The 25,363-nt window shown below is 71.5% G+C and carries 22 protein-coding genes; 9 read left to right on the forward strand and 13 right to left on the reverse strand.

Annotated elements, in window-relative coordinates; all coding sequences use genetic code 11:
• Nucleotides 1–2 precede the first annotated feature (2 nt).
• Both AB0F81_RS14280 and AB0F81_RS14285 read right to left on the reverse strand, forming a co-directional pair.
• Complete coding sequence (locus AB0F81_RS14280; RefSeq protein ID WP_360196288.1) at nt 3–467, reverse strand: hypothetical protein; 465 nt, start codon at nt 465–467, stop codon at nt 3–5.
• Nucleotides 468–500: 33 nt separating this feature from the next.
• A complete protein-coding gene (locus tag AB0F81_RS14285) occupies nt 501–1,643 on the reverse strand; it encodes an aminotransferase class V-fold PLP-dependent enzyme (RefSeq protein WP_360196291.1) in 1,143 nt (380 codons plus the stop codon).
• A gap of 52 nt (nt 1,644–1,695) precedes the next feature.
• Between AB0F81_RS14285 and AB0F81_RS14290 the strand changes: the two genes are divergently transcribed.
• On the forward strand, nt 1,696–2,184 hold the full coding sequence (locus AB0F81_RS14290; protein ID WP_360196293.1) for a GNAT family N-acetyltransferase: 489 nt from the start codon (nt 1,696–1,698) through the stop codon (nt 2,182–2,184).
• Nucleotides 2,185–2,231: 47 nt separating this feature from the next.
• On the opposite strand, the gene AB0F81_RS14295 is transcribed toward AB0F81_RS14290, so the two are convergent.
• The 4 genes from AB0F81_RS14295 to AB0F81_RS14310 form a co-directional block, all read right to left on the reverse strand.
• Nucleotides 2,232–2,585: a hypothetical protein gene (locus AB0F81_RS14295; RefSeq protein WP_360196296.1), complete on the reverse strand. Its 354-nt coding sequence runs from the start codon at nt 2,583–2,585 to the stop codon at nt 2,232–2,234.
• Nucleotides 2,578–3,030 carry a MarR family transcriptional regulator gene (locus tag AB0F81_RS14300; RefSeq protein WP_360196299.1) on the reverse strand — a complete coding sequence of 151 codons (453 nt, stop codon included), beginning with the start codon at nt 3,028–3,030 and terminating at the stop codon, nt 2,578–2,580. Before AB0F81_RS14300 ends, AB0F81_RS14295 begins: the two co-directional genes overlap by 8 nt.
• Nucleotides 3,031–3,125: 95 nt before the next feature.
• Nucleotides 3,126–3,719 (reverse strand): hypothetical protein, encoded by a 594-nt coding sequence (locus AB0F81_RS14305; RefSeq protein WP_360196301.1) that lies wholly within the window; start codon nt 3,717–3,719, stop codon nt 3,126–3,128.
• Nucleotides 3,712–8,958 carry a pentapeptide repeat-containing protein gene (locus tag AB0F81_RS14310; protein ID WP_360196303.1) on the reverse strand — a complete coding sequence of 1,749 codons (5,247 nt, stop codon included), beginning with the start codon at nt 8,956–8,958 and terminating at the stop codon, nt 3,712–3,714. The genes AB0F81_RS14305 and AB0F81_RS14310 overlap by 8 nt, the downstream gene beginning before the upstream one ends.
• Nucleotides 8,959–9,112: 154 nt before the next feature.
• On the opposite strand from AB0F81_RS14310, the gene AB0F81_RS14315 reads away from it, so the two are divergent.
• Nucleotides 9,113–11,806 carry a tetratricopeptide repeat protein gene (locus AB0F81_RS14315; protein WP_360196305.1) on the forward strand — a complete coding sequence of 898 codons (2,694 nt, stop codon included), beginning with the start codon at nt 9,113–9,115 and terminating at the stop codon, nt 11,804–11,806.
• A gap of 86 nt (nt 11,807–11,892) precedes the next feature.
• Here AB0F81_RS14315 and AB0F81_RS14320 read toward each other — a convergent pair whose 3' ends face one another.
• Together AB0F81_RS14320 and AB0F81_RS14325 are read right to left on the reverse strand one after the other, a co-directional pair.
• The gene (locus tag AB0F81_RS14320) at nt 11,893–13,473 is read right to left on the reverse strand and encodes an ABC transporter permease (protein ID WP_360196308.1); all 1,581 of its coding nucleotides are present in this window, start codon (nt 13,471–13,473) and stop codon (nt 11,893–11,895) included.
• Nucleotides 13,470–14,360 carry an ABC transporter ATP-binding protein gene (locus AB0F81_RS14325; RefSeq protein WP_360196311.1) on the reverse strand — a complete coding sequence of 297 codons (891 nt, stop codon included), beginning with the start codon at nt 14,358–14,360 and terminating at the stop codon, nt 13,470–13,472. Before AB0F81_RS14325 ends, AB0F81_RS14320 begins: the two co-directional genes overlap by 4 nt.
• A 98-nt stretch (nt 14,361–14,458) precedes the next feature.
• Here AB0F81_RS14325 and AB0F81_RS14330 point away from each other — a divergent pair, with 98 nt between their 5' ends.
• On the forward strand, nt 14,459–14,908 hold the full coding sequence (locus AB0F81_RS14330) for a peptidoglycan-binding protein (RefSeq protein WP_360196313.1): 450 nt from the start codon (nt 14,459–14,461) through the stop codon (nt 14,906–14,908).
• Nucleotides 14,909–14,921: 13 nt separating this feature from the next.
• Here AB0F81_RS14330 and AB0F81_RS14335 read toward each other — a convergent pair whose 3' ends face one another.
• Nucleotides 14,922–15,434, reverse strand: a complete 513-nt coding sequence (locus AB0F81_RS14335; RefSeq protein ID WP_360196315.1) for a hypothetical protein — start codon at nt 15,432–15,434, stop codon at nt 14,922–14,924.
• A gap of 106 nt (nt 15,435–15,540) precedes the next feature.
• Between AB0F81_RS14335 and AB0F81_RS14340 the strand changes: the two genes are divergently transcribed.
• Nucleotides 15,541–15,873, forward strand: a complete 333-nt coding sequence (locus tag AB0F81_RS14340) for a hypothetical protein (protein ID WP_360196318.1) — start codon at nt 15,541–15,543, stop codon at nt 15,871–15,873.
• A gap of 4 nt (nt 15,874–15,877) precedes the next feature.
• Here the strand turns inward: AB0F81_RS14340 and AB0F81_RS14345 are convergent, their stop codons facing one another.
• Complete coding sequence (locus AB0F81_RS14345) at nt 15,878–16,120, reverse strand: hypothetical protein (RefSeq protein WP_360196321.1); 243 nt, start codon at nt 16,118–16,120, stop codon at nt 15,878–15,880.
• 377 nt (nt 16,121–16,497) lie between these two features.
• Between AB0F81_RS14345 and AB0F81_RS14350 the strand changes: the two genes are divergently transcribed.
• From AB0F81_RS14350 to AB0F81_RS14360, 3 genes are read left to right on the forward strand one after another with little or no spacing between them, the layout of a single operon-like run.
• Nucleotides 16,498–18,333, forward strand: a complete 1,836-nt coding sequence (locus tag AB0F81_RS14350; protein WP_360196324.1) for a trypsin-like peptidase domain-containing protein — start codon at nt 16,498–16,500, stop codon at nt 18,331–18,333.
• Nucleotides 18,334–18,349: 16 nt separating this feature from the next.
• Nucleotides 18,350–19,327 (forward strand): MoxR family ATPase, encoded by a 978-nt coding sequence (locus AB0F81_RS14355; protein WP_360196327.1) that lies wholly within the window; start codon nt 18,350–18,352, stop codon nt 19,325–19,327.
• A 2-nt stretch (nt 19,328–19,329) separates the two neighbouring features.
• The gene (locus AB0F81_RS14360) at nt 19,330–22,374 is read left to right on the forward strand and encodes an FhaA domain-containing protein (RefSeq protein WP_360196329.1); all 3,045 of its coding nucleotides are present in this window, start codon (nt 19,330–19,332) and stop codon (nt 22,372–22,374) included.
• Nucleotides 22,375–22,498: 124 nt separating this feature from the next.
• Here AB0F81_RS14360 and AB0F81_RS14365 read toward each other — a convergent pair whose 3' ends face one another.
• The gene (locus AB0F81_RS14365) at nt 22,499–23,161 is read right to left on the reverse strand and encodes an HAD family hydrolase (protein WP_360196332.1); all 663 of its coding nucleotides are present in this window, start codon (nt 23,159–23,161) and stop codon (nt 22,499–22,501) included.
• Entirely contained in the window at nt 23,158–23,310 is a 153-nt protein-coding gene (locus tag AB0F81_RS14370) for a hypothetical protein (RefSeq protein WP_360196334.1), read from the reverse strand. The genes AB0F81_RS14365 and AB0F81_RS14370 overlap by 4 nt, the downstream gene beginning before the upstream one ends.
• A 42-nt stretch (nt 23,311–23,352) precedes the next feature.
• Here AB0F81_RS14370 and AB0F81_RS14375 point away from each other — a divergent pair, with 42 nt between their 5' ends.
• Entirely contained in the window at nt 23,353–23,682 is a 330-nt protein-coding gene (locus tag AB0F81_RS14375) for a helix-turn-helix domain-containing protein (protein WP_360196337.1), read from the forward strand.
• A gap of 10 nt (nt 23,683–23,692) precedes the next feature.
• Entirely contained in the window at nt 23,693–24,343 is a 651-nt protein-coding gene (locus tag AB0F81_RS14380; protein ID WP_360196340.1) for an isochorismatase family cysteine hydrolase, read from the forward strand.
• Between the two features lie 41 nt (nt 24,344–24,384).
• On the opposite strand, the gene AB0F81_RS14385 is transcribed toward AB0F81_RS14380, so the two are convergent.
• Complete coding sequence (locus tag AB0F81_RS14385; protein ID WP_360196343.1) at nt 24,385–25,098, reverse strand: hypothetical protein; 714 nt, start codon at nt 25,096–25,098, stop codon at nt 24,385–24,387.
• Between the last annotated feature and the right edge of the window lie 265 nt (nt 25,099–25,363).

A 25,363-nucleotide genomic window follows, 5' to 3' on the forward strand; every position in this document is an offset into this window, starting at 1 on the left:
CCTCACCGGCAGCGGGCCCCGGAGTCCGGGACGTCGGCGACGTGCACGTCATAGGTCCCCGCGACCGCGACCGACAGGTTCAGGTAGGCCTTGGCGCCGTCGAGGTCAGCACTGGCACAGAGGATCGCCGGGTTGTCTCCCGTCGGCGGAACCCGTGAGGTCACCCGCCACCCGGCCTGCTCGATCGCGCCGGCGAAGAACTCGACCACCTCGCCCTGGCCGGTGGCGCCGTGATACTGCCGCCCGGCGTACGCGACGACGCGGTCGACGTCGCATCCGGCGTACGGCTCGGACGGCTGCAGACCGGCCGGCCACCTGCCCAGCGGTGCCAGCCCTGCCAGCCGGGTGCCGCGCTGTTCGCAGTCCGCGAGCCGGTCGCGCTGCCGCTCCGCCATCTGATGAACGCCGGCGGTGATGCCCCCGGCCAGCGCCAAACCAGCGATCGCCACCCACGCCACGCTCCGCACGAACAGAAGGTAGCAAGCACTGTTCCGGCCCGGTCAGACGCTCGCGATCAGGGTGGTGACCAGGCGGTCGACGTCGGCCCGGGTGACATGCAGGTGCGGCGCCACCCGGATCGCGTCCCCGCGGCGCGCCACGAAGCAGTTCGCGGCCCTGAGCGCCGCGGCGACCCGGTCGGCCGCGCCGCCGGGGACGCGCACCCCCAGCAGGTGCGGCCCGCGCGGCTCGGTGACGGTGATGCCGGCCCCGGCGGCCACCAGCCGGGTGGTGATCTCCGCCGTGACGGCGGCGAGGGCGGCGGCGATGCGCGGTGGATCCCAAGCCAGGATCTGCTCCAGCGCCGCGATGGCCATCGGCGTCACCTCGAACAGCGTCCGCGCTCCCTGGTCGTAGCGCCGGGCACCGGGCAGGTAGTCGTCCCGGTAGTCCACCAGCCGGGCGAAGTCGTCCGAGCCGGCACGCAGGATCCAGTTCTCCTCCAGCGGCCGGCCCTCGCGATGCTCTTCGGCGACCCAGAGATACCCTCGCCCGAAGGGCCCCAGCAGCCACTTGTACCCGACCGACACGACGAAGTCGGGGCGCAGCGCGCCGACGTCGAGCGGCATCACCCCGAGGGACTGGCTCGCGTCCACCACGAGCCGGGCGCCGGCCTCCCGGGTGCGGGCGGCGACCTGCTCCAGGTCGACCAGCGCGCCGTCGGTCCAGTGCACGTGGGGCACCGACACGATTCCGGTCCGTTCGTCGATCGCGGCCAGCACCTGCTGCGTCCAGGACTGCCCGGGGTCCCGGGTGACCGTCCGGACTTCCGCGCCGGTGCGCTCCGCCACGCGGCGCCAGGTGTACACGCCGGACGGGTACTCCCCCGCCAGCACGACGATCCGCTGCCCGGCCTTGACCGGCAGGTTGGCCGCGGCGACCGCGAACCCGTAACTGGTCGCCGGCACCAGCGCGATCCCCTCGGCATCGCCGCCGACCAGCCGCCCGGCCAGCGCCCGCAGCCGTTCGACGTCGTCGAACCAGTCGGCCTCGCCGATCTCCCACGGCCGGGCCCGCCGCCGCAGCGCCGACTCGCCGGCGGCACGAACCGAACGCAGCGCCGGCGACAGGCTGGCCGCATTGAAGTACGCGACGTCGTCGGGCACGTCGAACAGATCTCGGTGGGAGCCCCATTCCACGTCCACGACCCAGACCCTAACGCTTTGCCTGCCGGCCCGGCGCGTCCATGATGGCCAGATGCGAAGTATGCCGATGTCGGTCGCACTGCGCATGATCGACGACGAGAACCGGGAAGCGGTGTCGGCGTTGCGGGTCCAGCCGGGCCAGGAGAAGTTCGTCGACGGCGTGGCGGCATCGCTCAGGGCAGCGGCTGCCACCCCCGCCGCGCGGCCATGGGTGCGCGCCGTCTACGCCGGCGACGTGCCGGTCGGGTTTCTCATGACGGCCGAGGGGGCCGAGCCCGGCAACGGGGTCATTCCGTGGCCGTACTATCTGTGGCGCTTGCTGATCGACGCCCGCCACCAGGGCCGGGGTTACGGCCGCGCGGCCCTGGATCTGCTGGTCACCCACCTGCGCGAGCGATCCGAGGCGGACATCCTGGTCACGAGCATCGTGCCGGGAGCCGGCTCACCCCACGGCTTCTACGTGCGCTACGGATTCCGGCCGACCGGCGAATGGTTCGACCACGAGCAGGTTCTCACGCTGCCCATCACCCGCGAGCGGTAGCGGCCGCCCCTGGCATTTCGGCCGCTACGACAACTGGACCCGCCGGCTCACGAGGGGTGGTGGCGGGTGTGCTCGCCGGTGGCCGGCGCCGGCGCCTCCGCGACATCCCGCAGCGCCGGCCCGATCAGGAACGCCGACACCGCGAACATCGCGGCGAACCCGGCCACCGCCAGCCCCGGCGCCCACCAGCCGCCGAAGCGGCGGCGCAGGCGCAGCAGCAGCGGCACCATCGCGACCAGCCCCAACACCCCGAACAGCACCGTGCCGCCCACCCCGGCCACCAGCGCCGTGCCCGCCAGCAGCCCGACGTGGTGCAGCAGATGTGGGGCCAGGCCGAGCACCGCGCCGAACCCCGCGCCGAGGCCCCACCGACGGGCCGGCCGCCCCTCCCGCTCAGTCACCGTCGGCCCGGCCCGCGGCGGCTTCCACCAGCGTCGTGAGCGCGTCGATCACCGTGGGCCGCTGTTCCTCCGGGATGTTGCGCAGCAGCTCGGTGAAGCGCGCCGCCCGGGCCACGGCCAGCTCGCCCGCGGCACGGCTGCCGGCCGGCGTCAGCTCCAGCCACACCAGCCGGGCGTCACCATCGCGCTCGGCTCGCCGCACCCAGCCCCGGCCGGTCAGCTGCGCGACCAGCCGGCTGACCGTGCTCTTCTCCAGTCGCAGCCGCTTACCCAGCGCACTCTGCGTCAGCGGCCCGTCCCGGTCGAGCTCGCCGATCGCATGCGCCTCCGAGATCGGCACCGGCGTGCCGCACGGCGTCCGATCGGGCTGGTGCAGGCCGAACGTGCGCACGAACGCCGTGATGCGCCCCTGCAACACCAGCGCCTGATCGAGATCCTCCGACATGGTTCGACCATACAACCAACTAGTTCGACGCTACAACCAATCAGGGGGCCGACGTCGCCGCGGCCGAAGCCGGCTTGGTAGTTCCACGAGCTTCGTCAGATCAGGGGCCCGGGATCGATGCGGCTGGCCGGCGTCGGCTGCTCGCCCGGGAGCCTGGCCCAGGAAAGGCCGGCCATGTCGGTGAAGAACATGACCAGCCCGCCCTCCCCCGCGGCCACCGTGGTGTCGACGCTGAGCGATCTCGTGGGCGCCAGCACCACGGTCTGCTCCAGCACGCGGTGGCCGCCGGGCACGAGATAGCGGATGCTGACGTCGAGAATCGGCCCGGTGCCGAAATTGGTCACCACAGCGTCGACTTTCGTCGATGTCGCGCCCGGGCGTACGGTCGCGGTCTCGAAAAGGATCGTGCGGGCCTGTGCCCGCTGGGCCTCTTGACGCTCCTCCTTGGCCAGTGCCCGATCCTCCTGAGCCCGTGCCCGGTCCTCCGCCGCTTCGGTGCGCTCCTGATGGGCCTGGGCCCGAGCCCGCCGGGTCTCGCCGATCTGGTGCACGAGCAGCCAGATCGTGGCGACGGCCGCGGCCAGCGCCACCACAGCGGCCCCGAGGGTCGCCCACGCCTCCAACTGATCGGTCCAGCTCGGCGGATCCGGGCGGGGAGCCGGCGCGCTCGGCTCCACGAGATCAAGCACCCTGCGTCCCGGCCGGGATCAGGGGCTCGTCCACGGCCAGCGGGCCGGGCCGGACCGCGTCGCTCAGCGCGAAGCGGCGCAGCCGGGCCGACCACCAGATGCCGTTGCCCGGCTTGCCGGAGATCCGGTAGGCGCTGCCGTCGCCACGGATCGCGACCGAGGCGCCGGCGCGCAGTACGTGCAGGGTGGCGGCGAGTTCCCAGGTACCGCACGACCAGATCCGTACGGTGTTGTCCCGGGCCGCCGTGGCGAGCAGGTCACCGTCCGGAGAGAACGTCACCGCGGTGATCCCTCCCAGGTGACCTTCGAGTTCCCTGACGCATCGGTTGCCGCGGGTCTCGAAGACCCGGACCACGTTGTCGGCCGAGCCGGTCGCCACCATCGAGTCGTCGGGGTGCACGGCGACGCAGTTGACGCTCCCCCGGCCGCCGTGGTCGGTGAGGTCTTCGTGTTCGCCGGGTGTGCTGAGGTTCCAGAGCCGGGCGAACCGCCCGCCGGTGCCGGTGACCAGGCGCGTGCCGTTGTTCAGGAAGGCCAGCGCGTTGACCGTCCGTTCGTGGTTGAGTGTCACCTCGGACGCCGGCTCCCCGGTCGCCGGGTCGTAGAGGCGCACCACCTGGCCGTGCCCGATCGCGAGGGCGGTCTCGGGACGCTCGGGTGACAGCGGGCGGAACGCGACGGCGGCCACCGGTTCCCGGCCGAGGACCTTGCGGTAGAGCAGCACGCGGGTCTGCGCGTCCCAGACGGCGAAGGAGCGGTCCTCGGAGATGGTGGCGAGCCACCGGCCGTCGGGTGAGTAGGCGACGCCGGTGACGCCGTCCTTGTGTCCGGCCAGTTCGTGCCGTTCGCCGGCGCGCAGGTCCCACAGGTAGGCGACCGGCGGATCGAGCAACTGCCCGGCCGCGATCTGGGCGCCGTCGGGTGACCAGGCCACGCCGTTGAGGGCGCCGACGTCACCGCCGGGGGCCGCTTCGGCCGTGCCGCCGGGCAGTCTCCACATCATGACCGCGCCGTCCCAGGTGGAGGCGGCCAGCCTCAGCCCGTCGGCGTCCGTGTGGAAGGCCAGGTCGGAGGCCCAGAAGGTGTGGCTGTCGAGGCGGCGCAGCCGGCGGCCGGTGTCGCGGTGCCAGGCGCGGATGGTGCCGTCGCGGCCGGCGGTCGCCAGGTACGGCTCCCCGGCCGGGAATGCGACCGCGGTGACCTCGTCGGCGTGCGCGGGAAGTTTGAACCGGAGTTGACGATGGCTGGCGCGGCAGACCCACACCGACCCGTCCCGGGCACCGACGGCGACGAGCTGTCCGTCGGACGAGAACGTCACGCAGGTCAGCGCCCCGCTGACGGGCAGCCTGCCGATCTCGGAGCCGTCGGCCGCGTTCCACAGGACGGCCTCGCCGTCGTCGGCGACCGTCGCGATCAGCGTCGCGTCCGGCGAGAATGCCACGCCCGTGACGGTGTCGTGGTGTTCGAGCCGGAACAGCTCCCGAGCGGTGTCGAGGTCCCAGGCGATGGCGGTGCGATCGGTCGCCGCGGTCACCACGACCGGTTGACCGGGGGCGAGTGCCACCGCGGTGATCTCGCCACGGCCATGTCGTAGCGCGCGGTGACGCGGGTGGGGCTGCCCGTCCGGCTGCCAGGCCCGCGCGGTGCGGTCGACCGAACCGGAAATCAGGACGCCGCCGTCCGCGGAGACCGCGAGTGCGGTCACCGGCTGGATGTGCGCGCGAACGATCCGCGGTTCCTGGCCGGTACCGATCGGCCAGATACGCAGGGTGCCGTCCTCCGAGGCGCTGATCACCCGCCCGGTGTCGAGGAATGCCACGCCGCGGACGGTGCTGCGGTGCCCGGTGAGGTAGCAGATCGTCTGCGGTATGGGGCCGGTGAGGTCGACGATCTCGACCACGTCGCCACGGCCGGCGGCCAGCAGCCGGTCGTCGGAACTGATGTCGAGGCAGTGGACCATCCCACCGACGACGGCTTGGACGGTTCCCGGGTCGCGGCCGGCGACGACAGCCGCATCGAGTTCTCTGACCAGCGGAACCCCGTGGACGCGGGCCAGGACGGCGCCGGCCCAGCGACTGCCGGCGAGCCGGGCTCCGGCGAGGCTGCCGCCGTGCATCTGCACGTCGCGCAGGTCGGCGCCGGTCAGGTCGGCACCGCTGAGGTCGAGGTCGCGCAGGGTCAGACCGCGCAGGTCGGCGGAGCTCAGATTGGCGCCGGCGAGGCGCCGGTTGCGCAGATCCGCTCGGCGCAGGTCACGCCCGTGCAGGTCCTCGACGCCGGCGGTCGCCGGCGGCGGCACGGACTGGTCCCGCAGAGCCCGGCTGACGCGGTCACGCAGGTCGGCGGCGTTGCGCGCGGCGGTCTCGTCCTCGTCGGGCCGGGTGACCGTCGCCGCCCACTCCTGCGCCCGCTCGGCCGCGATCTCGACGAGGAATTCGCAGGCCAGCGGGGTGAGCCGCACGGAGCGCAACAGTGGGTCGCCGCGGCCGTCGCGCAGGGCGGCAGCGATCTGGTCGGCCACGAGCCAGTCGAGCATCGACTCGTCCGGATATCCGCCGGCGTCCGGCCGCAGTTGCGGGTCCTGCGCGATCTGCAGCGCGCGGACCCGATCAGCCGGGGCGGCCCAGGCGTCGGCCAGCTGCGCGTAGACGGTTGCCCGGGTGACGCTGCCGGAGGTCAGGCTGGGGCTGCGCAGCACCGTTTCGTCGAGGTCGGCGAGCAGCGTGAGCATGCGCGGGTTGCGGGTGAACGGCCGCAGCTGCTCGTTCTCCTCCAGCAGCGCGGCCCGGGTGCGCCCGGCCTCGCCGAAACGCGCGGTCAGGTATTGCTCGACGCGGTCGGCGGTGAAGTCCTCCAGCACGGCGACGCGGGCCCGCGACGGCGCGATCCGGTCCGGATCGCGGCTGGTGAGAACCACTTTCGCGTACGGGGTGAGCAGCTCCCACAACCCGGCCAGCACCGTCTCCGGGGCGGAGTCGGCACCGTCGAGCAGCAGGACGACACGCCCTTCAGCGATCATGTAGCGGATCCGGTCGAGACCGAGTTCGGTGAGCCCGCTGTCGAACAGGTGCCGCAGCAGCAGCCAGTCGAACGACTCGGCGCCACTGAGGTCGAGCAGCAGGGGGACGTCTGGTGCCGGCAGACGGCGGGCGAGCTCGTGCAACAGGGTGGTCTTGCCGCTGCCGGGCCCGCCGCTCACCACGATCACGGAAGTCCGGTCCTCGGCGAGCAGGCCGGTGACCTCAGTGGCGAGGTCGTCGGTCTGAGCCGGCGGTGGTGCCGGTTGGCGCATCGCGAAGGCCTGTGGCACGTAGCGGGTGGCAGCGAGCCGGCCGGCCTGGTGACGCACCACCGCCGACAGGTCGATCACGGTCTGGTAGTCGGCGAGGGTCAGCAGGTCGATGTCTCGATCCCGGGCCTGGGCCCGCAACTCGCCGGAGGCCGCCGGGCCGGCGTGGACGATGACCGCGCGGGTGCCGCGTACCCGATCGGCGAAGGCCGCGATCTGCGCCCGGGTGACCGGGCCGGCGAGTGCCCGCACCACCGGCCAGCGCGCCGCCGGCTCACCGGCGCGGACCACGATGTCACGCTCGTCCGAGTTCTCCTCGAACTGGGCTCCCGGGTTGCGCATCCGGGTCGCCCGGCGCACCCGCTCACGGAAGGCCGCCGCTTCGGCGCGGCGGCCGGGATCCGGCGTGGCTTGAGCGCCGAAGTCGTGCCGGACGGTGTGCACCGGGCCTGCCTGCCAGCCCGGCTCGCCGGTGGCGCTGCGCGACCAGGTGTGCCAGGTCAGCTCGTCCTGCCCGATCCTGATCAGTTGAAAGCTCCCGCCCGGTCCACCGGCGCCCAGCAGCAGCGGCCCGTGTTCCAGCCGCCCGTCGGGTTCGCGGGTCGCGTGCCCGTGCAGGATCAGGCTGATCAGCTGGTCGCCGGCCGCGGCAGCGAGGGCGCCCGCGTCGACCAGGCGGTGCTCAGCCAGGCCGGCACCGGCCGGAGGATGATGCACCACCCCGAGCCGCAGCCAGCCGTCCTCCCGGTAGAGCCGCATGCGCTCGGCCAGGTCGCTGATCTGGAGGTCCGTCAGCTGCCCGTGCTCGCCCTCATGGCCGCTCTCGGTCATCGCCGAGTTGAAGCCGGCCACCGCGACGCGCAGGTCCGGATACGCGAAGACGCTCCACGGCTGCTGGTCGTCGAATCCTGGGCGCTCGACGGGTGAGCGATAGAGCTCGTCCATCGCATCGGCGAACGGACGCCAGCGGCTGGTCCGGGCCGGCTGTTTGAGCAGGAGCGCCTCGAGGTCGTTGAGGGTCCGCAGCCTGCGGCTGACGTCGAGCTCACCGGGCACCACGATGATGCGGTCGACCGGAAGGCCCAGGTTCTGGGCGAGCGTCCGCAGCCACGCGGCCGCGTCGGTGAACGGCCACTCCTCCCCGGTCGCGGTCAGGTCGCCGCTGACCACGATCAGGTCGGGCCGGATCCCGGTCCGGTCCCTCTGCCGGCCGATCTCCTCCGCCAGGCGGTACGAGTGCGCCGTGCTCCCGTCCGGGTCACCGAACCGCAGCTCGGACAGGTGCAGCAGGCTGAGCCGGCCCGGGCCGGGCGCGACCGCGAAGCCCCCGGGCCAGACGCGGCGGATCTCCGCCGCGGAAACCAGATACGCGATGTTCTCGTCGGCATCGCCCTCCAGCGCGAGCAGGAGCCCGGCGCTCGTTCCGGAGACCGGATCGTACGCGGGTGAGCCGCCGAAACCCGGACCCAGCCCGGGCGCCCCGGCCCTGGAGCGGGTCACCTCGATCCGGCGATGGGCCACCACCTCGCCGATGTGCAGGTCCACCACGGTGCCGGAGACGGCACCCGGTTCGGACGGGAACCCGAAGACCCGCGCCGCGCGTGACGGCAGAGGACCGTCCGCCAGCAGCCCCGGCGTGGCGCCGATGGGCAGAACGCCGTCGATCTCCAGGCCGGCGATCTGGTCGCCCGGCTTCCAGAGCACCACGCGAGCGGTGAGCGACGACTCCGTGCCACCGGAACGCAGCCGGGGAAACGCCACCGGGAGCGACTGGTCGGGCCGCTCAGTCGCGCCGGAGCGGCCCAGCACCCGGTTGATCACGGCGATCGTGGTGACGACCTGCCTCGGGCCGATGAGCAGGCCGAAGCCGAGTGGCCGGCTGCCGCTACCCGGACCGGGGAACGAGACTGTCGACCGCAGAGGCAGATCGCTCGGACCATCGCTAGTCATGTGCCGAAGTGCTCCCGTGGGCGGTCGCGTCACGCGAGGAGAGGTTCAGGACTGTCTATGATTTCCACCGTACTGCTCAATGGCCTGTCAACGGGAAGCGGTTCGATTGAGTACGGCGGTCCGCCCGGCACATGTGCACGCCAACGTTCCGATCGTGTCGGCCGCGGACGTCGACCTGCTGCGGCTGCCGCCGCCCGCCCCGCCTCACCCGGTCGCGAAGCCCGGATTCGTCGGCCGCGAGGCCGAGATCGATCGGCTCGCGAAGCTGATGGACTCCGACCGGCGTGTGCACGTGCTCGCCGGGCCACCCGGCATCGGCAAGACCAGCATCGCCCTGGCTGCCGCCGGCAAGGTCAGTGGCGCCCTGTGGGTGCCGGCCCGCGACACGGTGTCGTTCGTGGAGGCGATGGCGGCGGTCGCGCGGGAGATCGGTGTCGACGAGGCGAGTGTGGCGCGCTGCCGGGAGATGTGCGGGTCCCGCCTCGACGACGACGCCGCAGGTCCGCGCGCGTTCGCGTGGACGCTCGTCCGCGAGGAAGCGCTGCGCAACACGGACGGCCGGCGCCGGATGCTGGTGATCGACGGTGCCGACGACCCCGACGCCTACCTGCAGATCCTGCAAGAGGCGGTGTCGCTGCCGTCGTCACGGTGGCTGACCGTGGTGACGACCAGCTACACCGCCACGGCCCTGCTCCCGGCCGGCGTGCACCACGAGACCGTCGAGCCGCCCTCCCGCGAGGAATGCGCGGCGATACTCCTGGGGCGGGTTCCGGACCTGGACCCCTCCCGCCACGAAGCCGCCCTGCCCGTCGCCGAACAGACCGCCGAGCTGCTCGGCAGGCTGCCGCTCGCCGTGCACGTCGCCGGTTCGCAGCACGGCAGCCCGGTCGTCCGGCACACCCTCACCGCCTACGCGGACGAACTGAAGGGACACGCCGGGGCCGACCCGGTACGCGTCGCGGTGCGGCTCGCGACCGATGCCGTCAGCGCGGACCGGTTGGCCGCCCTGGCGGTGTTGCGGCTGCTCGCCGCGATGGCGCCGGCCGCCCCGTTCCCCCTGGACATGCTGGACGCGGCCGCCGACCGGATGCCGGACGACCCGGAGATCCGGCGTGGGTGGCGCACCCTGCGCGACACCGGTCTGCTGGAGTTCGGCGTGGACAACGGGGTGCACGTGGCGACGCTGCATCCGCTGGTCGGTGCGGCGGTCGCCGGCGGCGAGCCCGGTCCGGACCCGGCTGCCGCCCTGGATGCCGCTACCCGCGCCCTGGACACGCCCTCCGAGCCGGCGCTGCGGGTGTGGCTGCTGCTGGTCCCGCACGTCCAGCGGGTCCTCGCCGAGGACGGCCCAGCCTCGGGGGCTGCCCTGCGGGCGGCCTGCCGCACCGTACGCCACCTGCTGCGACGCGGCATGTACCGGGTGGCGGCCGCGCTCGCCGACCGGGCCGTCGAACGATCAGCGACACTGGCGCCGGACAATCCGGACCGGCTCGGTGCTCTCCTGCACCGTGGACTCGCCCGGCAGGCCCTCGGCAGGTACCGGCCGGCCCTGCAGGATGTCCGGCAGGTGGCGACCATCGAACGCCGGCGGCGCGGTGCACCCGATCCGGCCGCCCGGGCCCGCCGCCTGGAGATCGAGTACCACCTCGCGGCGATCCTGCACGACTGCGGCGCCCGCGGAGGTCTGGTCCGTGCCGAACGGTTGCTCCGCGCCGTACGAAAGCTTCGTTCTGATCTTCTGGGCCCGGACCATCCGGACACTCTGACGACCGGGTACCGCCTCGGCCTCGTCCTGCAGGCGGCCGGCCGGCCCCGCGAGGCCCTCGCCGAGCTGGACGCCGTCGTGGCCGCCCGCAGCCAGGAGCATCCGGACACACTGACCGCCATGCAGGCGAGGGCGTACGCCCGGCAGGCGATCGGCGGCGCCGACTCGCTGCGCCAGGCCGGCCAGGACTTCAAGCAGGTGCTGGACCTACGCATCGGCGTGCTGGGCGAATACCATCCGAACACCCTCATCACCCAGCACAACCTGGCCTGGGTCGAGCAGGCCAAGGGCCGCTACGTGGCGGCCGAGACCCTGTTCCGCGACGTTCTCGCGCTGCAGCTGCGCCGGTGCGGCCCCGACCATCCGCACACCCTGGCGACCGCCGCGAACCTGGCCTGGGACCTGCTGCAACGCAAACAGTTCGCGCCGTCGCGGCAACTGTTCGAACAGGTGCTGAGGATCCGGGAACGCCGGCTCGGCCTCAATCACCCGGACACCCAGACCACGCGCGGCAACCTGGGCTGGCTCACCTATGAGGAGGGGAAACTCGACGAGGCCGTCGACCGGCTCACCGATCTCGTCAGCGACCGGGTGCGCTCGCTCGGCGCCGAGCACCCGCGCACCCTCACCACCCGCCACAACCTGGCGCTCAGCCTGCGATCCCAGCGCAAGTACGACGAGGCGCTCGACCAGTTCGACGAGGTGCTGCGGATCCAGTCCCGGGTCATCGGGCCGGGGCACGAGTCGACGCTGAGCACCACCTACAACTATGCCGTCACGTTGCGCATGCACGGGGGCGACAAGATGCTGGACCGGTCGATCGACATGTTCGGCGAGGTCCTCGACCGGCAGTTGACCGTGTTCAGCTCCCGGCATCCGTCCGTGGTGCAGACCCGCGAACAGCTGATCGCCGCGCTACGCCAGCGCGGCACCGCGGCCGACCTGGACCGGGCCAGTGACGAACGCACCCCGAGCCGGGCCGCGCAGGCCCTGAGCCGTCACCGGACCGACCGCGAGTACGACGACGAGCCCAGGCCACCGCTCTCCCGCGACCCGCTGCTCGCTGCCCTCCTCGCCGGTTGAGCCACCAGCACGCTGACACCAGAAGGGCCCGGCGCCGCGCCGCCGTATCGATCACGGCGGCGACCTTACGCAGCGGATGTGCGCGGTCAGTAGCCGACGTCGCGGCGGCGGAAGCCGGCCAGGCCGGCGACCACCAGCACCACCGCGACCGCGCACACCGCCAGCAGCGGCGCCGCGGTCACCGGTTCCAGTGGGGCCTCCGGCACATGGACGAACGGCGACGCCTGCAGCAGCCACTCCGGCAGGCCGAACGAGTCGGCGAACAACTCGACCACCGCGCAGTAGCCGACGGCAACCCACCCGGCGACCGCGGCCGCCTTCGCCCACCAGCCCAGGCTCAGCGCGGCCACGGCCACCACGGCCCACACCGCGGGCAGATAGGCCAGGGCCACCCCGGTCATCCGTACGGCCTGGCCGGAGTCGCCGACCGTCAGCCCGTACGAAAGGCCCTCGCCGAAGCCGGCGGCGATCAGCACCAGCGCGCTGCCCGCGAGTGCCACGCCGAGGTGACTGCCCAGCCAGGCGCGGCGGCTGACCGCGGTCGCCAGCAGCGGCTCGGCGCGCCCGGCGGTCTCCTCGGCGCGCGCCCGCAGCGCCGCCGCCACCCCGAACGCGGCCGCGAGCAGCGCGCCCATGGTGATGGTCAGAGCCAGGTACGCGTCCACGACGTCGGCTGCCCCGCCGGGCAGGAACTCGGCGACCTCCGGGTTGTCGAGGATGTACTGCTCGATGCTGTCGCCGAGCGAGCCGTAGGCCACGCCCAGCATGCCGACGCCGAGCACCCAGCCGATCACCGCGCCGCGGTGCAGCCGCCAGGCCAGCCCGGCCGCGGAGCCGAGCGCCCACGACGCGCGGGGCCGGCCCGGGCGCGAGCGCACCAGGCCCGCCCCGAAATCACGCCGGTCCAGCGCCAGCAACGCGACCCCGACCAGCGCCAGCGCCACGCCGGCCATCACCAGCACCGGCCACCAGCGCTGCTGTCCCCCGTACGGGAAAGTGCGCTGACCCCAGCCGATCGGCGACGCCCAGGAGAGCGCGGGGTTGCCGGCGTCGCCGGCGGCCCGCAGCATGTAGGCCGCGCCGATCGCCAGGCCGACCGCCCCGTAGACGCCGCGGGCGTGCTCGAAGACCTGCGCGGCGACCGCGGTGAGCGCCGCGAAGACCAGCCCGATCCCGCCCAGCGCGGCCGCGACCAGCAGGGATCCGCCGGCCGGCAGGCCGGTGCCGACGGCGACCGCGAAGATCGCGACGGCGACCGCCAGGTCGGCGAGCGCGGCCAGCGCGAGCGCGGCGAAGACCGGCGCGCGCCGGCCGACCCGGGCGGACCGGATCAGTTCGGCCCGGCCGGTCTCCTCGTCGCCGCGGGTGTGCCGGCCGACCAGGAACATGTTCATCAGCGCGACGATGATCGCGGCGAACGCGAAGATCTCGAAGACGATCTCCCCGCCGATGCTGTCGAGCAGCTCGACCGGGCCGCTCATGGCAATGACCGCGGTGTTGCCGCCGAGCGTGCCGCGCAGCGCGGCCAGCTCCTCCGCGGTGCCGTAGAGGTTCTGGCTCTGGACGGACTGGATCAGGAACAGCAGGCCGGTGCCGCCGATCCACAGCGGCAGCCCGATGCGTTCGCGGCGCAGGCTGAAGCCGAGCAGGGTGCCGGTGCCGGTCATGACCGGTCCTCGTCCCCGTAGTGGCGCAGGAACATCTCCTCCAGCGTCGGCGGGGTGCTCGTGATGCTGCGCACGCCGAGCGTGGCGAGCCGTTGCATCACCGGTTCCAGGCCCTGGCTGTCCACGTCGAAACGGGCGCGGTGGTCCTCGAAGACGGCGTCGTGCACGCCGGGCAGGTCGGCCAGGCCGGTGACCGGCCGGGCGGTCTCCACCGCGATCGACGTGCGGGTCAGGTGCCGCAGCTCGCGCAGGGTGCCGGACTCGACGGTGCGGCCCAGCCGGATGATGCTGACCCGGTCGCAGAGCGCCTCCACCTCGGCCAGGATGTGGCTGGACAGCAGCACGGTGCGGCCGTCCTGCTTGACCTGGCGCACGCAGCGCTGGAACTCGGACTCCATCAGCGGGTCCAGGCCGCTGGTGGGCTCGTCGAGCAGCAGCAGCTCGGCGTCCGAGGCGAGCGCGGCGACCAGCGCGACCTTCTGCCGGTTGCCCTTCGAATAGGCGCGGGCCTTCTTCGAAGGATCCAGATCGAAGCGGTCCAGCAGCTCGTCACGCCGCTTGCGGTCCAGACCGCCACGCAGCCGGCCCAGCAGGTCGATCACCTCACCGCCGGTGATTCCCGGCCAGAGGATCACATCACCGGGTACGTAGGCCAGCCGCCGGTGCAGGGCGACCGCGTCGGCCCACGGGTCGCCGCCGAGCAGCCGCACCTCGCCGGCGTCGGCGCGCAGCAGGCCGAGCAGGACCCGGATGGTGGTGGTCTTGCCGCTGCCGTTCGGCCCGAGAAACCCGTGCACCTCGCCCTCGCGCACGGTCAGATCGAGCCCGTCGAGTGCCGTGGTCCGGCCGAACGTCTTGGTCAGGCCGGAGATCGCAATCGCTGACATCGCATCGTCCTTCCTCACTCACCTTCAGCATGCGCCCACCCTGCCAGTCATCGATCGTGTTGAATGGGGGTGCCACCCGACCGAGAAGGAGACCGAGCATGCCATTGCAGCCGTGGCCGACCACCCGCAAAGGCGACGACGGACACCCCGTTCTCACGCTGCAGTACCTGCTGCGGCACCGCGGTCAGACGCTGACCGCCGACGGCGTCTTCGGGGACAAGACCGACGCCGCGCTCCGCGCCTTCCAGCAGGCGAACCAGCTCGCCGTCGACGGGATCGCCGGGCCGCTGACCTGGCCCAAGCTGATCGTCACGGTGCAGCGGGGCTCGGTCGGCGACGCGGTCCGGGCCGCCCAGGAGGAACTGCGCACCCGCGACCAGTCCAGCAACCCGCAACCCACCGTCGACGGCGACTTCGGCGAGAAGACCGAGGCCGCGGTGCGCACCTTCCAGGAGGGCGTCCGCGCCGGCGTGCCGGACATGGCCGTGGACGGCATCGTCGGCCCGATGACCTGGCAGGCGATGGTCAGCGGCATGCTGTCGCACTGAGCCGGGCGCGCCCTTACTGCCGGAGCACCGTCGCCGAGACCTGCTCGGTGCTCAACCGCTCGTACGCGGTGATGAACTCGGCGCGGGGCTTGCCGCAGGAGTCGACCGGAACGCCCGGGCGGCTCCAGCGGCCCTGCCCGTCGAGCAGCGCCAGCCACGGCACGTACGGCAGGTCGCTGTCACATCCGCCGGCCGTGCGGAACTCGTCGTCCAGGCGCAGAGTCTCCACCAGCGCGGACACGTCCCCGGCCCGCTCCTCGACAGCGACCCGCTCGTTGCCGCCGTCGGCCCGCTCCCGCACGTCGACGCGGCAGACGACCGCCGCAACCGGGCGGAAATCGCCGTCGAGACGGGGCAGCTTCAGCGCGTCCTGACCGCCGGCGCCGAACTCGTCGTCGGTGAGCGGGGCCGCGTCCGCACACGACGCCCAGGCCGGCTGCACCGCCGGCAGCCCGTCCGCACGCGGATGCCCGGCGCAGCCACCCAGCGCGAGCGCCACGGTGACCGCCACGATGGCCGCCCTCATCCCCGCCTCCCCCGGTATTCCGCCGGTGACAGTAGCGCATCGGGTGAGGAAAGCCTGGTCAGCGGGGGCTGTGCCGGGCAGGGGTGGGCGTGCGAAACTCGGGGACATGGATCTTCCGACCCGGAGGCGCGGGGACGGCCCCGCCGTCCGGAGCGCAACGCACGTGGGCACGCCGGCGCCGGCCCAGCGGCTGCCGGTGGGCAACTTCGGCTCCGGGCCGCTGTGCCTGTTCCTGGAGCCGCTCGGGTCGGATTACTGGCTGCGGCCGGGCGAGACGTTCATCGTGGTGGGCACCGGCGGCGAGGGCCAGTTCCAGGTCGACAGCGTGCCCGGCGAGGTCAGCGTGCACGTGCTGAAAGGCGACGTGCGCGAGGTGAAGGTGGTCGACTCGGCGACCGGCTGGGTCCTGCCGCCCGGCCACGGCAGGACCACCGTCTAACCCCTCAGAACCACCGGCGCCGGCGGTAGTGCCCGTGGTGCCGGTAATGCCCGTGATGGCGGTAGTGCCCGTGGTGCCCGTAGGCCCCGGGGTGCCCGTAGGCGCCCGGGTGGTGGTACCCGTAGCCCTGACGGCGGGCGATCTGGTGGTTGACCTCCCGCAGGAGTCCGTCGACGGCCGGGTTGTGGTGCTTCTGCGACACCCGCTGAAGCTTCGACGCGACCATCGACAGCACGAACCGCTTCATGAAGCCGCTCACCGGCACCGTCCCCTCTTGCTGAGCCTGTTACCCCAACGGTACGCGGCGGTGTCCAGACTGACCTGAATGTTCCCTGTCTGTTCGCTGGAAGCGGTGCCGGGTCGACGATCCGGCCGCCGACATGTTCGGTGCCCGGCCCGGCGAGGCGCACCTCAACCGCGTCACTCAACTCGGTGAGCAGTGAAGCTGTCGGGCTGACCGGATCGGGTGACGGATGGATAAGCCTCTGACGAGCGGAAATAAATGTCGGCCGTCTACATTATTCCGTTCTGCGGGAGACACGCATACAGTCGAGCGCGCTCTGCCGACCGCCTGCAAGGACCAGCATTTATGATCAAGGTATACGACATTCGGAACCAAGCTGCATGATCGATCCACAGGACAATTTGGTTCGATTGGTTCGCCACTGTCTCGTTCGGGTCGACGCCACCGAAGGCGAGCCGGGAAGCGGCTTCTGGGTGGCTCCTGGCATCGTGCTGACCTGCGCCCATGTCGCTCCACGTGCACAGGCGACCATCACCTGGCAGGGCCGGCGGTTCAGCGGCCAGGTGCTCCAGGCGGCGCCGGACCAACGCGGGCCAGGCATATTGTGGCCCTACCCGGACATCGCGGTGATCACGGTGCCCGACATGATCGATAACGACTGCGTCTGGTTGAGCGAGCAGCTTATCCCGATCAATACGCCGTTGCTTCTCATCGGCCACTCGGAGATTTACGACAACGATCTGACGCCGCACTCCGCGAGCGGCAAATTTGCCGGATCCTATGGTGACCAGGGACAGTTGTGGCGGTTCACCGGTGACGAGATCGCGCCGGGCATGTCCGGCGGCCCGGTACTCGACCTCGCACGCGGCACGGTCTGCGGCCTTATCAAGACCACCCGCAAAAGGCACACCGAGCGCGGCGGCCTGCTGGTACCGATCAGCGGCCTCGACCAACTCGACGCCACCGTGCAGAGCACGCTGTGGCAGGCACACGACCAACGTCATGCACACAGCCCGTGGGGTGAACTCCGGCAGAGGCTGGCGGGGTCCGACGACGTGACCCGGTCGAGCACACTACTGGCTCAGGAGGAGGCGAGCCTGCTCGGTCTGCTGGCCCAACTGAACGGAACACCTGACCTACGGGCTCTCTACACCGAGGTGGTCGCGCCGGCTGCCGGGCTGCCACCCGAGCCGGTTACGAGCATCCGCCGCCTCGCCCACCTGCTCGCCGACCAGCTCGGCAGTTCCGGCCAGCTGCATCCCCTGCTACGCCTGGTGCACCGCCTCGCACAGGACGAACGCGGTACGGTCGGCGCCGCTCTGCACGAATGGACCGTGCGGGTGGCGGCACGTCGCCAGGAGTACGAGCAGCTCGCAGCCTGGCGGGACGCCGCCGGCTCTGGCCGGCACCGCGCGGAGGATCGACCGTCGATCATCGTTCAGGTCAAGCCGCACAGTCTCGATCACCGGCGGTACAACGCGACCATCTGGGTGCATCAGGACGGCAAGCGCAGCAAGAAGGTCTTCTGCGACGACAGTCTCGGCCACGACCTCCACCACACGCGCGAGATCGTCGCCGAGCAGCTCCGTTCGCTGCTCAAGCGTCTGCAGGGGTGGGCGGGAGTGGAGTTCATCGTCCCCGGTGACCTGTTCGACGAAGATTTCGAGAACATGCTGATCGGCCGGTACTCCCGACTCGGCCGGACCAATCCCGTCGTGATCCGCGACCTGGAACGGCTCTCCGACGACGAGACCTGGCGGTCCTGGGAGGACCGCTGGCAGGCGCTGCGCGCGGGCGACGGTAGTGCGGAGTGGCTGACGTGCACCCACCAGGCCAGCTCGGACAAGTTCGACGCGACCCTGCGGCTGAATCCCGAGATCGCCTTGCTCGGTCTCACCATGAGGCCCGGGCAGTACGCGGAGGACGCCTTGGGCGTCGCCATCTATGCCGGTGTCCCCGCTGCGGTGTGGAGCCGCGACAATTGCCCTGAGCACCAGGATGCGTGGCCTCCCCATCCGTGCTCGGGCGACCGTTTCCGCAACTCCTTCGCACGAGCGATCGACGGGCGCCGGCTCGCCGAGCTCCCCGACATCATCCAGCGGGTCCGCAACGCGGCCGCCGCCGGTGAGGAACCGTCATGGGCCAACATCGTTCTGCTCTGGGACGACCCCGAACATCGCCCGGAGCCGAACGCACCGCTCGTGGAACTGGCGTGACCGAACGGAGCATGGGATGACCGACTGGCACATCTTTCGTGGATCGGGGACACCACACGACTGGGTGACGCCGCCCGCCCCGCCGTGGCGAAACTTCGCCACGGCGGCCAGCCTGCGGCTCGCCGAGAACCTTTGGTGGGAACGGAACCCGATCGACCTGGAGCGAGCTCGGACCTACCAGCCGGAGCCGAAGGAATTGGAGGCGCTCAACGTCGCACTGTTCCTCCGCCGGCCGTTGCTGATCACCGGTCCGCCGGGCACCGGCAAGTCGACGCTGCCCTACTCCGTGGCGTACGAGCTCGGGCTGGGATCGGTGCTCCGATGGCCGATCAACAGCCGGTCGACGCTTCAGGAGGGCCTGTACCGCTACGACGCCGTCGGGCGGCTGCAGGACAGCAACCTGTCCGGCGTCGGTGACCGGCACTCGCCCGCCGGCATCGGCCAGTACATTCGGCTCGGTCCGCTGGGCACCGCCCTGCTGCCGTTCGACCGGCCCCGCGTTCTGCTCATCGACGAGATCGACAAAAGCGACGTCGACCTGCCGAACGATCTGCTCAATGTCCTCGAGGAGGGCGAGTTCCAGATCCCTGAGCTGATCCGGGGCGGCGAGCGCGGCGAGCACGTCTTCATCCACGGCCAGGACGAGCCGGTGCCTCTGCCCGGCGGAACCGTTCGGTGCAGCACGTTCCCCGTGGTCGTGCTGACCAGCAACGGCGAGCGCGACTTCTCGCCCGCATTCCTCCGCCGTTGCGTCCGCCTCGAGCTGTCCGTTCCCGGACCGGACCGGCTCGCCCGGATCGTCGAGTCCCACCTCGGCCCGGAATACCGGTCCCGGTCGGCCGACCTGATCGCTCACTTCCTGTCCCAGCGCGACTCGGCGCAGTTGTCCACCGACCAGTTGCTGAACGCGGTCTTCTTGACTATGAACGTCGAGGTAGCCGACCGCCGCCAGCTGATCGACAGTGTTCTGCGCAGCCTCTCCTCGACGGTCTGAGCATGCGCACCAGCGAGCTCATCGCGGTCCTGCACCGGGCCGGACTGCCGGTGGAAGCGATCGAGGTCGCCGAGTCGCTGTGGCTGGCGGCCACTGTCGAGGCGCTGGTGCCGCAGCATCAGGTTGCCACACCACCGCTCGTCGTAGGTCCTCCTGCGGGTGTGCCCGACGATGTGCCGCTCGCCAACATCGGCCAGACCGCTGATGAGGAGCCGACGCTCGACCTCGGGCCGCTGGGCACCGACGACGATCCCACCATCGATCTGATGGCCGAACCCGCCATCGAAGGCGTACCGCTGACCCTGCCCACCGCCGGCGAGCCCGAGGTCGTCGAGGTGGCCGGCCGCGCCTTTCCGGTTTCGAAAGCACCCGCGCTGCCCGATCGCGCCGCGCTGCTGCGCGCGCTGCGCCCATTGAAACGCCGCATCGACTCCCGGCGGGACGAGGTGCTGGACGAGGATGCGACGGCTCAGCGCATCGCTGACGGAGGACCACCCAGCCCGGTGCTGCGGCCTGCCCGGGAACGCTGGCTGGATGCCGTCGTCGTGGTCGACTCGGCACCGTCCATGGATCTCTGGACCAGCACGGCCAGCGAACTGCGCTCGGCGCTACGGCAGCTCGGCGCCTTCCGTGACATCCGCCAGTGGCGGATGGTCGCGGACAGCCGGAACGGCCCCGCCATCACGCCGTACCGCACGCAATCCGCTCTCGACCAGGAGGTACGCGCACCGAGCGAGCTGATCGACTTCTCCGGCCGCCGCCTTTTCCTGGTGTTCACCGACGCCACCTCGGAGGCTTGGCGGAACGGCTCCGCTGCGGCGATGCTGGCCGGATGGGCCAAGCGCGGCTACGTGGTGATCGTGCAGCCGCTGCCCGAACGGCTGTGGCAGAGAACAGCACTTCACGTCCGCAGCGGTACTTTCCAGTCCTTCCGGCCAGGGACATTCACCGGCGAGCAGACCTTCGTCGAGCGGCGCCGCCGCCCGCGCGGGCTGAAGGACCAGGAACTCGCGGTGCCGGTGGTCGAGTTGCAGCCGGCCTGGTTCGCATCCTGGTCCAGGACGTTGTCCGGGGCGGCGGAGGGAGGCGTCGAGATGGCTGCGGCGATCATCACGTCCGACCCGCCGGCCCACGGATCGGCGTCCCCTGGTCAGATACCGGCCGCGCCGGGCGCCGTGGTGGATCAGTTCCTCGCCACCGCCTCGCCGCAGGCCTGCCGGCTCGCCGTGTGCTTGGCGGCTGTACCGATCGACCTGCACGTCATCCATCTGGTCCAGCGAGCGATGGTGCCGAAGTCCGGGCCGACCCACGTGGCCGAGGTCCTGCTCTCCGGATTGCTGCACCGTGTGACGGGCGGTACGGCGCTGCATCGCTTCGACTTCCGTGCCGGAGTCCGAACCCTGCTGCTGGATGAACTGCGGATCTCCGAGATGCGGCAGGTGCTGGAAGCCGTCTCCGACTATGTGAGCGCGCATGGCGGCCTGTCGGACGCCACCTTCACCGCCATCGCCGCCGACGACGGCGGCACCGAGGTAGCGGTGGTGAATCGCCCCTTCGCCTGGATCCCCGACGAACTGGTCAAGCGGCTCACCACCGGAGTCGCAGAGCCCCCGCCGGAGCCGAAGCGGCCGGCGCCGCCAGTCGACGCGGCGACAGAACTTGCCAACATCGTCCCGGGCACTCTCCTGGGCAACCGCTATCAGCTCAACGAGCGTATCCGCCACGGCCGGACAGGTGACGTCTGGCGTGGCACAGACCAGGTGCTCCGCCGGACGGTCGCTGTCAAAATCTCGCCCAGCAGGTACTTCGAGGATCCGCAGTCCCGAGCAGCGTTTCACCGGCAGGCAAGAACCATCGCTGCTATCTCCCATCCCAGCGTCGTCGAGGTCTACGACACCGGCTCCATCGAGCCTGGAGGCTCACAGTTCGTGGTCATGGAGTATCTGTCGGGCTCCGACCTGTCGGAGACGCTGAGGATTCCGGGTCGCCCCATGGCACCGGCGCCGGCGATGATGCTGATCGCCCAGGCAGCCGACGCGCTCCATGCGGCCCATCTCGAGGGCGTCGTGCATGGGGACGTCAACTTGGCCGCCCTCCGCGTTCTACCCAGCGGTAGGCTCGTGTTGACCGGCTTCACCCTGGTCAGCCCGTCATTCCGCGGCGAGGCACCCGTCGATGCAGTGTTCGGCAACGCTTGGTACACGTCACCGGAGCAGGCTTCCCACAAGGCCGTAGCGGCATCGGACGTCTATGCCCTCGGCGCGGTGGCCTACCACTGTCTCAGCGGAGATCCTCCGTTTCAGGGCGACAGGACCATGTCGGTGCTCATCAAACACCTCCGGGAAGAACCGCCTCCTTTGCCCGTTGCAGTTCCCGCCGCGGTGGCGACGCTGATCTCCATGGCCATGGCCAAGGACGTGGCGGCACGGCCGTCCGCGACGGCGTTCGCGGGCGCGGCATGGCAGGTGACCGGTACGCTGGCGCCGCCGGTCAGAGGCATCGCCGCGGTCTCACCCCCGCCACACAGAACCCGATACATCGACACAAATTTCAAGGCGGCGGCCTCAGTTGCCCAACCCCTACGCCGTCGAGACCTGGACGACACCGTCGTGTTGCTCCCGGTCAGTACGGGTGATCGCGGAGAACAAACACCGGGCAGTGAGATGACCGACGCCGAGTCGGAGCTCGTCCGGCTCTATCCACCTACGCCGCGGAGACTCTTCCGACAGCCACTCAACGCCGTGACGATCCTGCGTGAACTGGTCGCCGCTGCCCGCCGCGCACTGCTCAACGACGGACACGGACATCAAACGGTGCCGAACCGCTACCTCGTCTCGCTCTCGGAAGCAGACCATGAGCATTTCCGGCGGCTTGTTCCGCCGATCACTATCACGCTCTCCAGGAGTCTGACCCGAATCTTCGCCGCGCCGGGCTGGGCTGGACCGGAGTGGTTCGTTCCGGCGTATGTCACCGTCGAGTTGGTGGCGAGCCCTCAGATCCGGTCACCACGGTTTGTCGTCATCGCCGAAACGGATCCCGCCCGGTGAGCGATGGCCGATGTCCCGTGCCCGGCGGATGATGCGAGCCTGGCAGCGGCCACCGTCGGCGACGTAAAGACATCGTGTGCCGCCCGGATAGGCAGGGTCGATCACACGATGTGCGGGAAACCGGTCAGCGTTGCGCGGCGGCGTTGTGTTTCGCGACCAGGTCCGGCAGCTCGTCCAGCGAGTCGATGCGGAACTGGCACCGCTCGGCCACTCCGGGCATCTCCAGGATGTGACCCCACGGGCTGCGCCGGATCAGGCACGCCTGCAGGCCGGCCCGCAGGGCCGGCAGCGCGTCGTTGTCGGGGCGGTCACCGACGTAGAGGATCGTGGACGCCTCGCCGCCGGCCTCGCGGATGAGCCGGTCGAAGAAGGCCGGTGCCGGCTTGTCGATCCCCCAGCCGTGGGAGGTGCCGATCACGTCCACCGGCAGGTCGAGGGCGCGCAGCAGCGCCTCGGCGTGGGCCGGCTGGTTGCCGGCCAGGCCCACGCGCAGGCCCTGGCGTTTCAGGGCGGCCAGGCACGGCCGCGCGTCCGGGTAGAGATCCTGCTCGCCGAACGTCTCCGGCTTGCCGGCTCCCGCCCGGCGCCGCAGCTCGGCGTCGAGGTCGAAGTCGGGGCGGAAGGTCCGAAAGGTCTCCCGCCAGTCGAGGCCGCGGGCGATCACCGCGCCGAAGACCGCGGACAGGGTGTGGCGGGGGACGCCGAGCCAGTCCGCCCAGGCCTCGAACTCGCGGGACTCGTCGAGGATCGTCCCGCCGACGTCGAAGAAGACCGCGCCGATCGTCACGGCCTGCTGGTGCGCCGGCGGCGGCGCCAGGCGAACAGGGCGGCGGCGAGAGCACCGGCGGCGAGGGCGAGCAGACCGACCTCGCTGGGTGAGGCGAGCTCGACGAGCTGGGCGTCGCGGTTGGTCTCGGTCTCCTCGTTGATCTCCATGTGTCCACCTTAGATCGACTCGTCAACCGGTAGCGTGGCGCCATGGCCGCACCTCGACCTGGACAGCCCGTACGCGGTTCGAGCACGGGCCGGCCGCTGATGGCCGCCCTCGACCTGTTCGGGCGCCGCTGGAATCTGCGCATCGTCTGGGAGTTGCGGCACGGCCCGGTCGGGTTCCGCGCCCTGCAGCAGCAGTGCGACGGCATGTCGTCGAGCGTGTTGCGGCAGCGGCTGACCGAGCTGGTCGACGCCCGCCTGGTCGAGCAGCTGCCGGACGCCAGCTATGCGCTGACCGAGCTGGGGCACGGCGCGCACCGCGCGCTGCGGCCGCTGGTCCGCTGGTCGCAGGACTGGGCGACAACCCTGGATTGAAGGAGTGCACATGGCAGCCGGGTACACCGAACCGCACTGGTCCTCGTCCGCGCTGGTCGTCATCGACATGCAGGTGGACTTCGCCGAGGGTGGGGCGTTACCGATCGCCGGCACCGGCGCGGTCACGCCGAACGTACGCCGGCTGGCGGACGGCTACCGGCGGGCCGGGCTGCCGATCGTGCACATCGTCCGGCTCTACCCGCCGGGCTCCTCGGACGTGGATCTGCCGCGGCGGGCGTTCATCGAGGCCGGCGGGGTGGCTGGGGCGCCCGGCACACCCGGTTCGGCGGTGATCGCGGGCATCGCCGCGCCCGGTGAGCCGCTGCCGGTCGACGCCGACGTGCTGCTGGCCGGCAAGCCGCAGGTGCTCGCGGAGAACGAGATCGTGCTGTTCAAGCCGCGCTGGGGGGCGTTCTACCGCACCGAGCTGGAGGGCTGGCTGCGCGACCGGCAGGTGGACACCGTGGTGGTCGCGGGCTGCAACCTGCCGAACTGTCCGCGGGCCACGCTGTTCGAGGCGAGCGAGCGGGACTTCCGGACGGTGCTGGCCGAGGACGCGGTGTCGCAGGTCAGCGCTGAGCGGCTGGCCGATCTGGCCGGGATCGGGGTGGTCCTGGCGACCACCGGAACCGTCCTGGACGGGGTTTCCGCAGGAGACTGACGGCGCGGGAGGCTTGCCTCCCGCGCCGCCGCTACTACTACTTACTTGCGGGTGGTGCCGGCCTCTTCCTCGGCGCCCGCGCCGGCCTCTTCCTCGGCACCAGCGCCGGCCTCTTCCTCGGCACCAGCGTCACCGGCCGCGGCGGCCTTGGCGTCGGCGAGCGTCAGGCAGGCCTGCAGCAGACCCTGCTGCGCCTCGGCGACAGCCGCGGCGGCGTCCTCACCGGCAGCACCCTCCTCGCCCGCGCCTTCCTCAGCAGCGCCTTCCTCGGCAGCGCCTTCCTCAGCAGCGCCCTCTTCGGCGTTGCCCTGACCCTTGCCCTTGCCGTTGCCCGCGCCGTTGGCCTTGCCGGCCGCCTTCATCGCCTTGGCCCACTTCTTCGCCAGGGCCTTGCGCTGCTTCTTGGTCTCGGCCGCACCCTGCTCCTCGGCGCCGGCACCGGCTTCCTCGCCTGCCTCCTCGCCGGCTTCGCCGCCCTCCGCGGCTGCGATGTCCGCGACGAACTGGTCGCACGCCGCCTCCAGCGCCAGCGCCGCCGCGGCCGCCGCGTCGTCGGGCGCCTGCTCCTCGACCGGCGCCAGTTCCTCGCCGTCGCAGACCACGACACCGCCGTCGATCGCGAGTTCGGTGCACTGCGACACGTCGAACTGCTGTCCATCCACGTTGATCACATCGGCGGCCTTGGCCTCGGTGCCCGCCGAGGCCAGTTGCACGCCGGTCAGACCGGTCGCCAGCAACACTCCCGCGACCGCCACCGCGCCGATCGTCTTCCGCCGACTGCTCTGGTCGCCTCGGTATCCGCGCGCCCTCATGCTCACTCCTCGTCGTTGGACTGTCGGTGTGCCCGGTCGGGGGCCAATACGGGCGGCGGGTCTCCAGCGGTTCAACACAAATCGCCGCAACGGCCGCGTGACGCCCCCAACCTGTCCACGAAAGGCCAGGTCAGGGCCTTCAAGACCGACTGGGAAAAACATCGGGAATTCACGCCACCGGCACTCGAGGCACGCTTGCGGCGGCAGC

This window comes from Actinoplanes sp. NPDC024001, from assembly GCF_040638955.1.
Classification (GTDB): domain Bacteria; phylum Actinomycetota; class Actinomycetes; order Mycobacteriales; family Micromonosporaceae; genus Actinoplanes.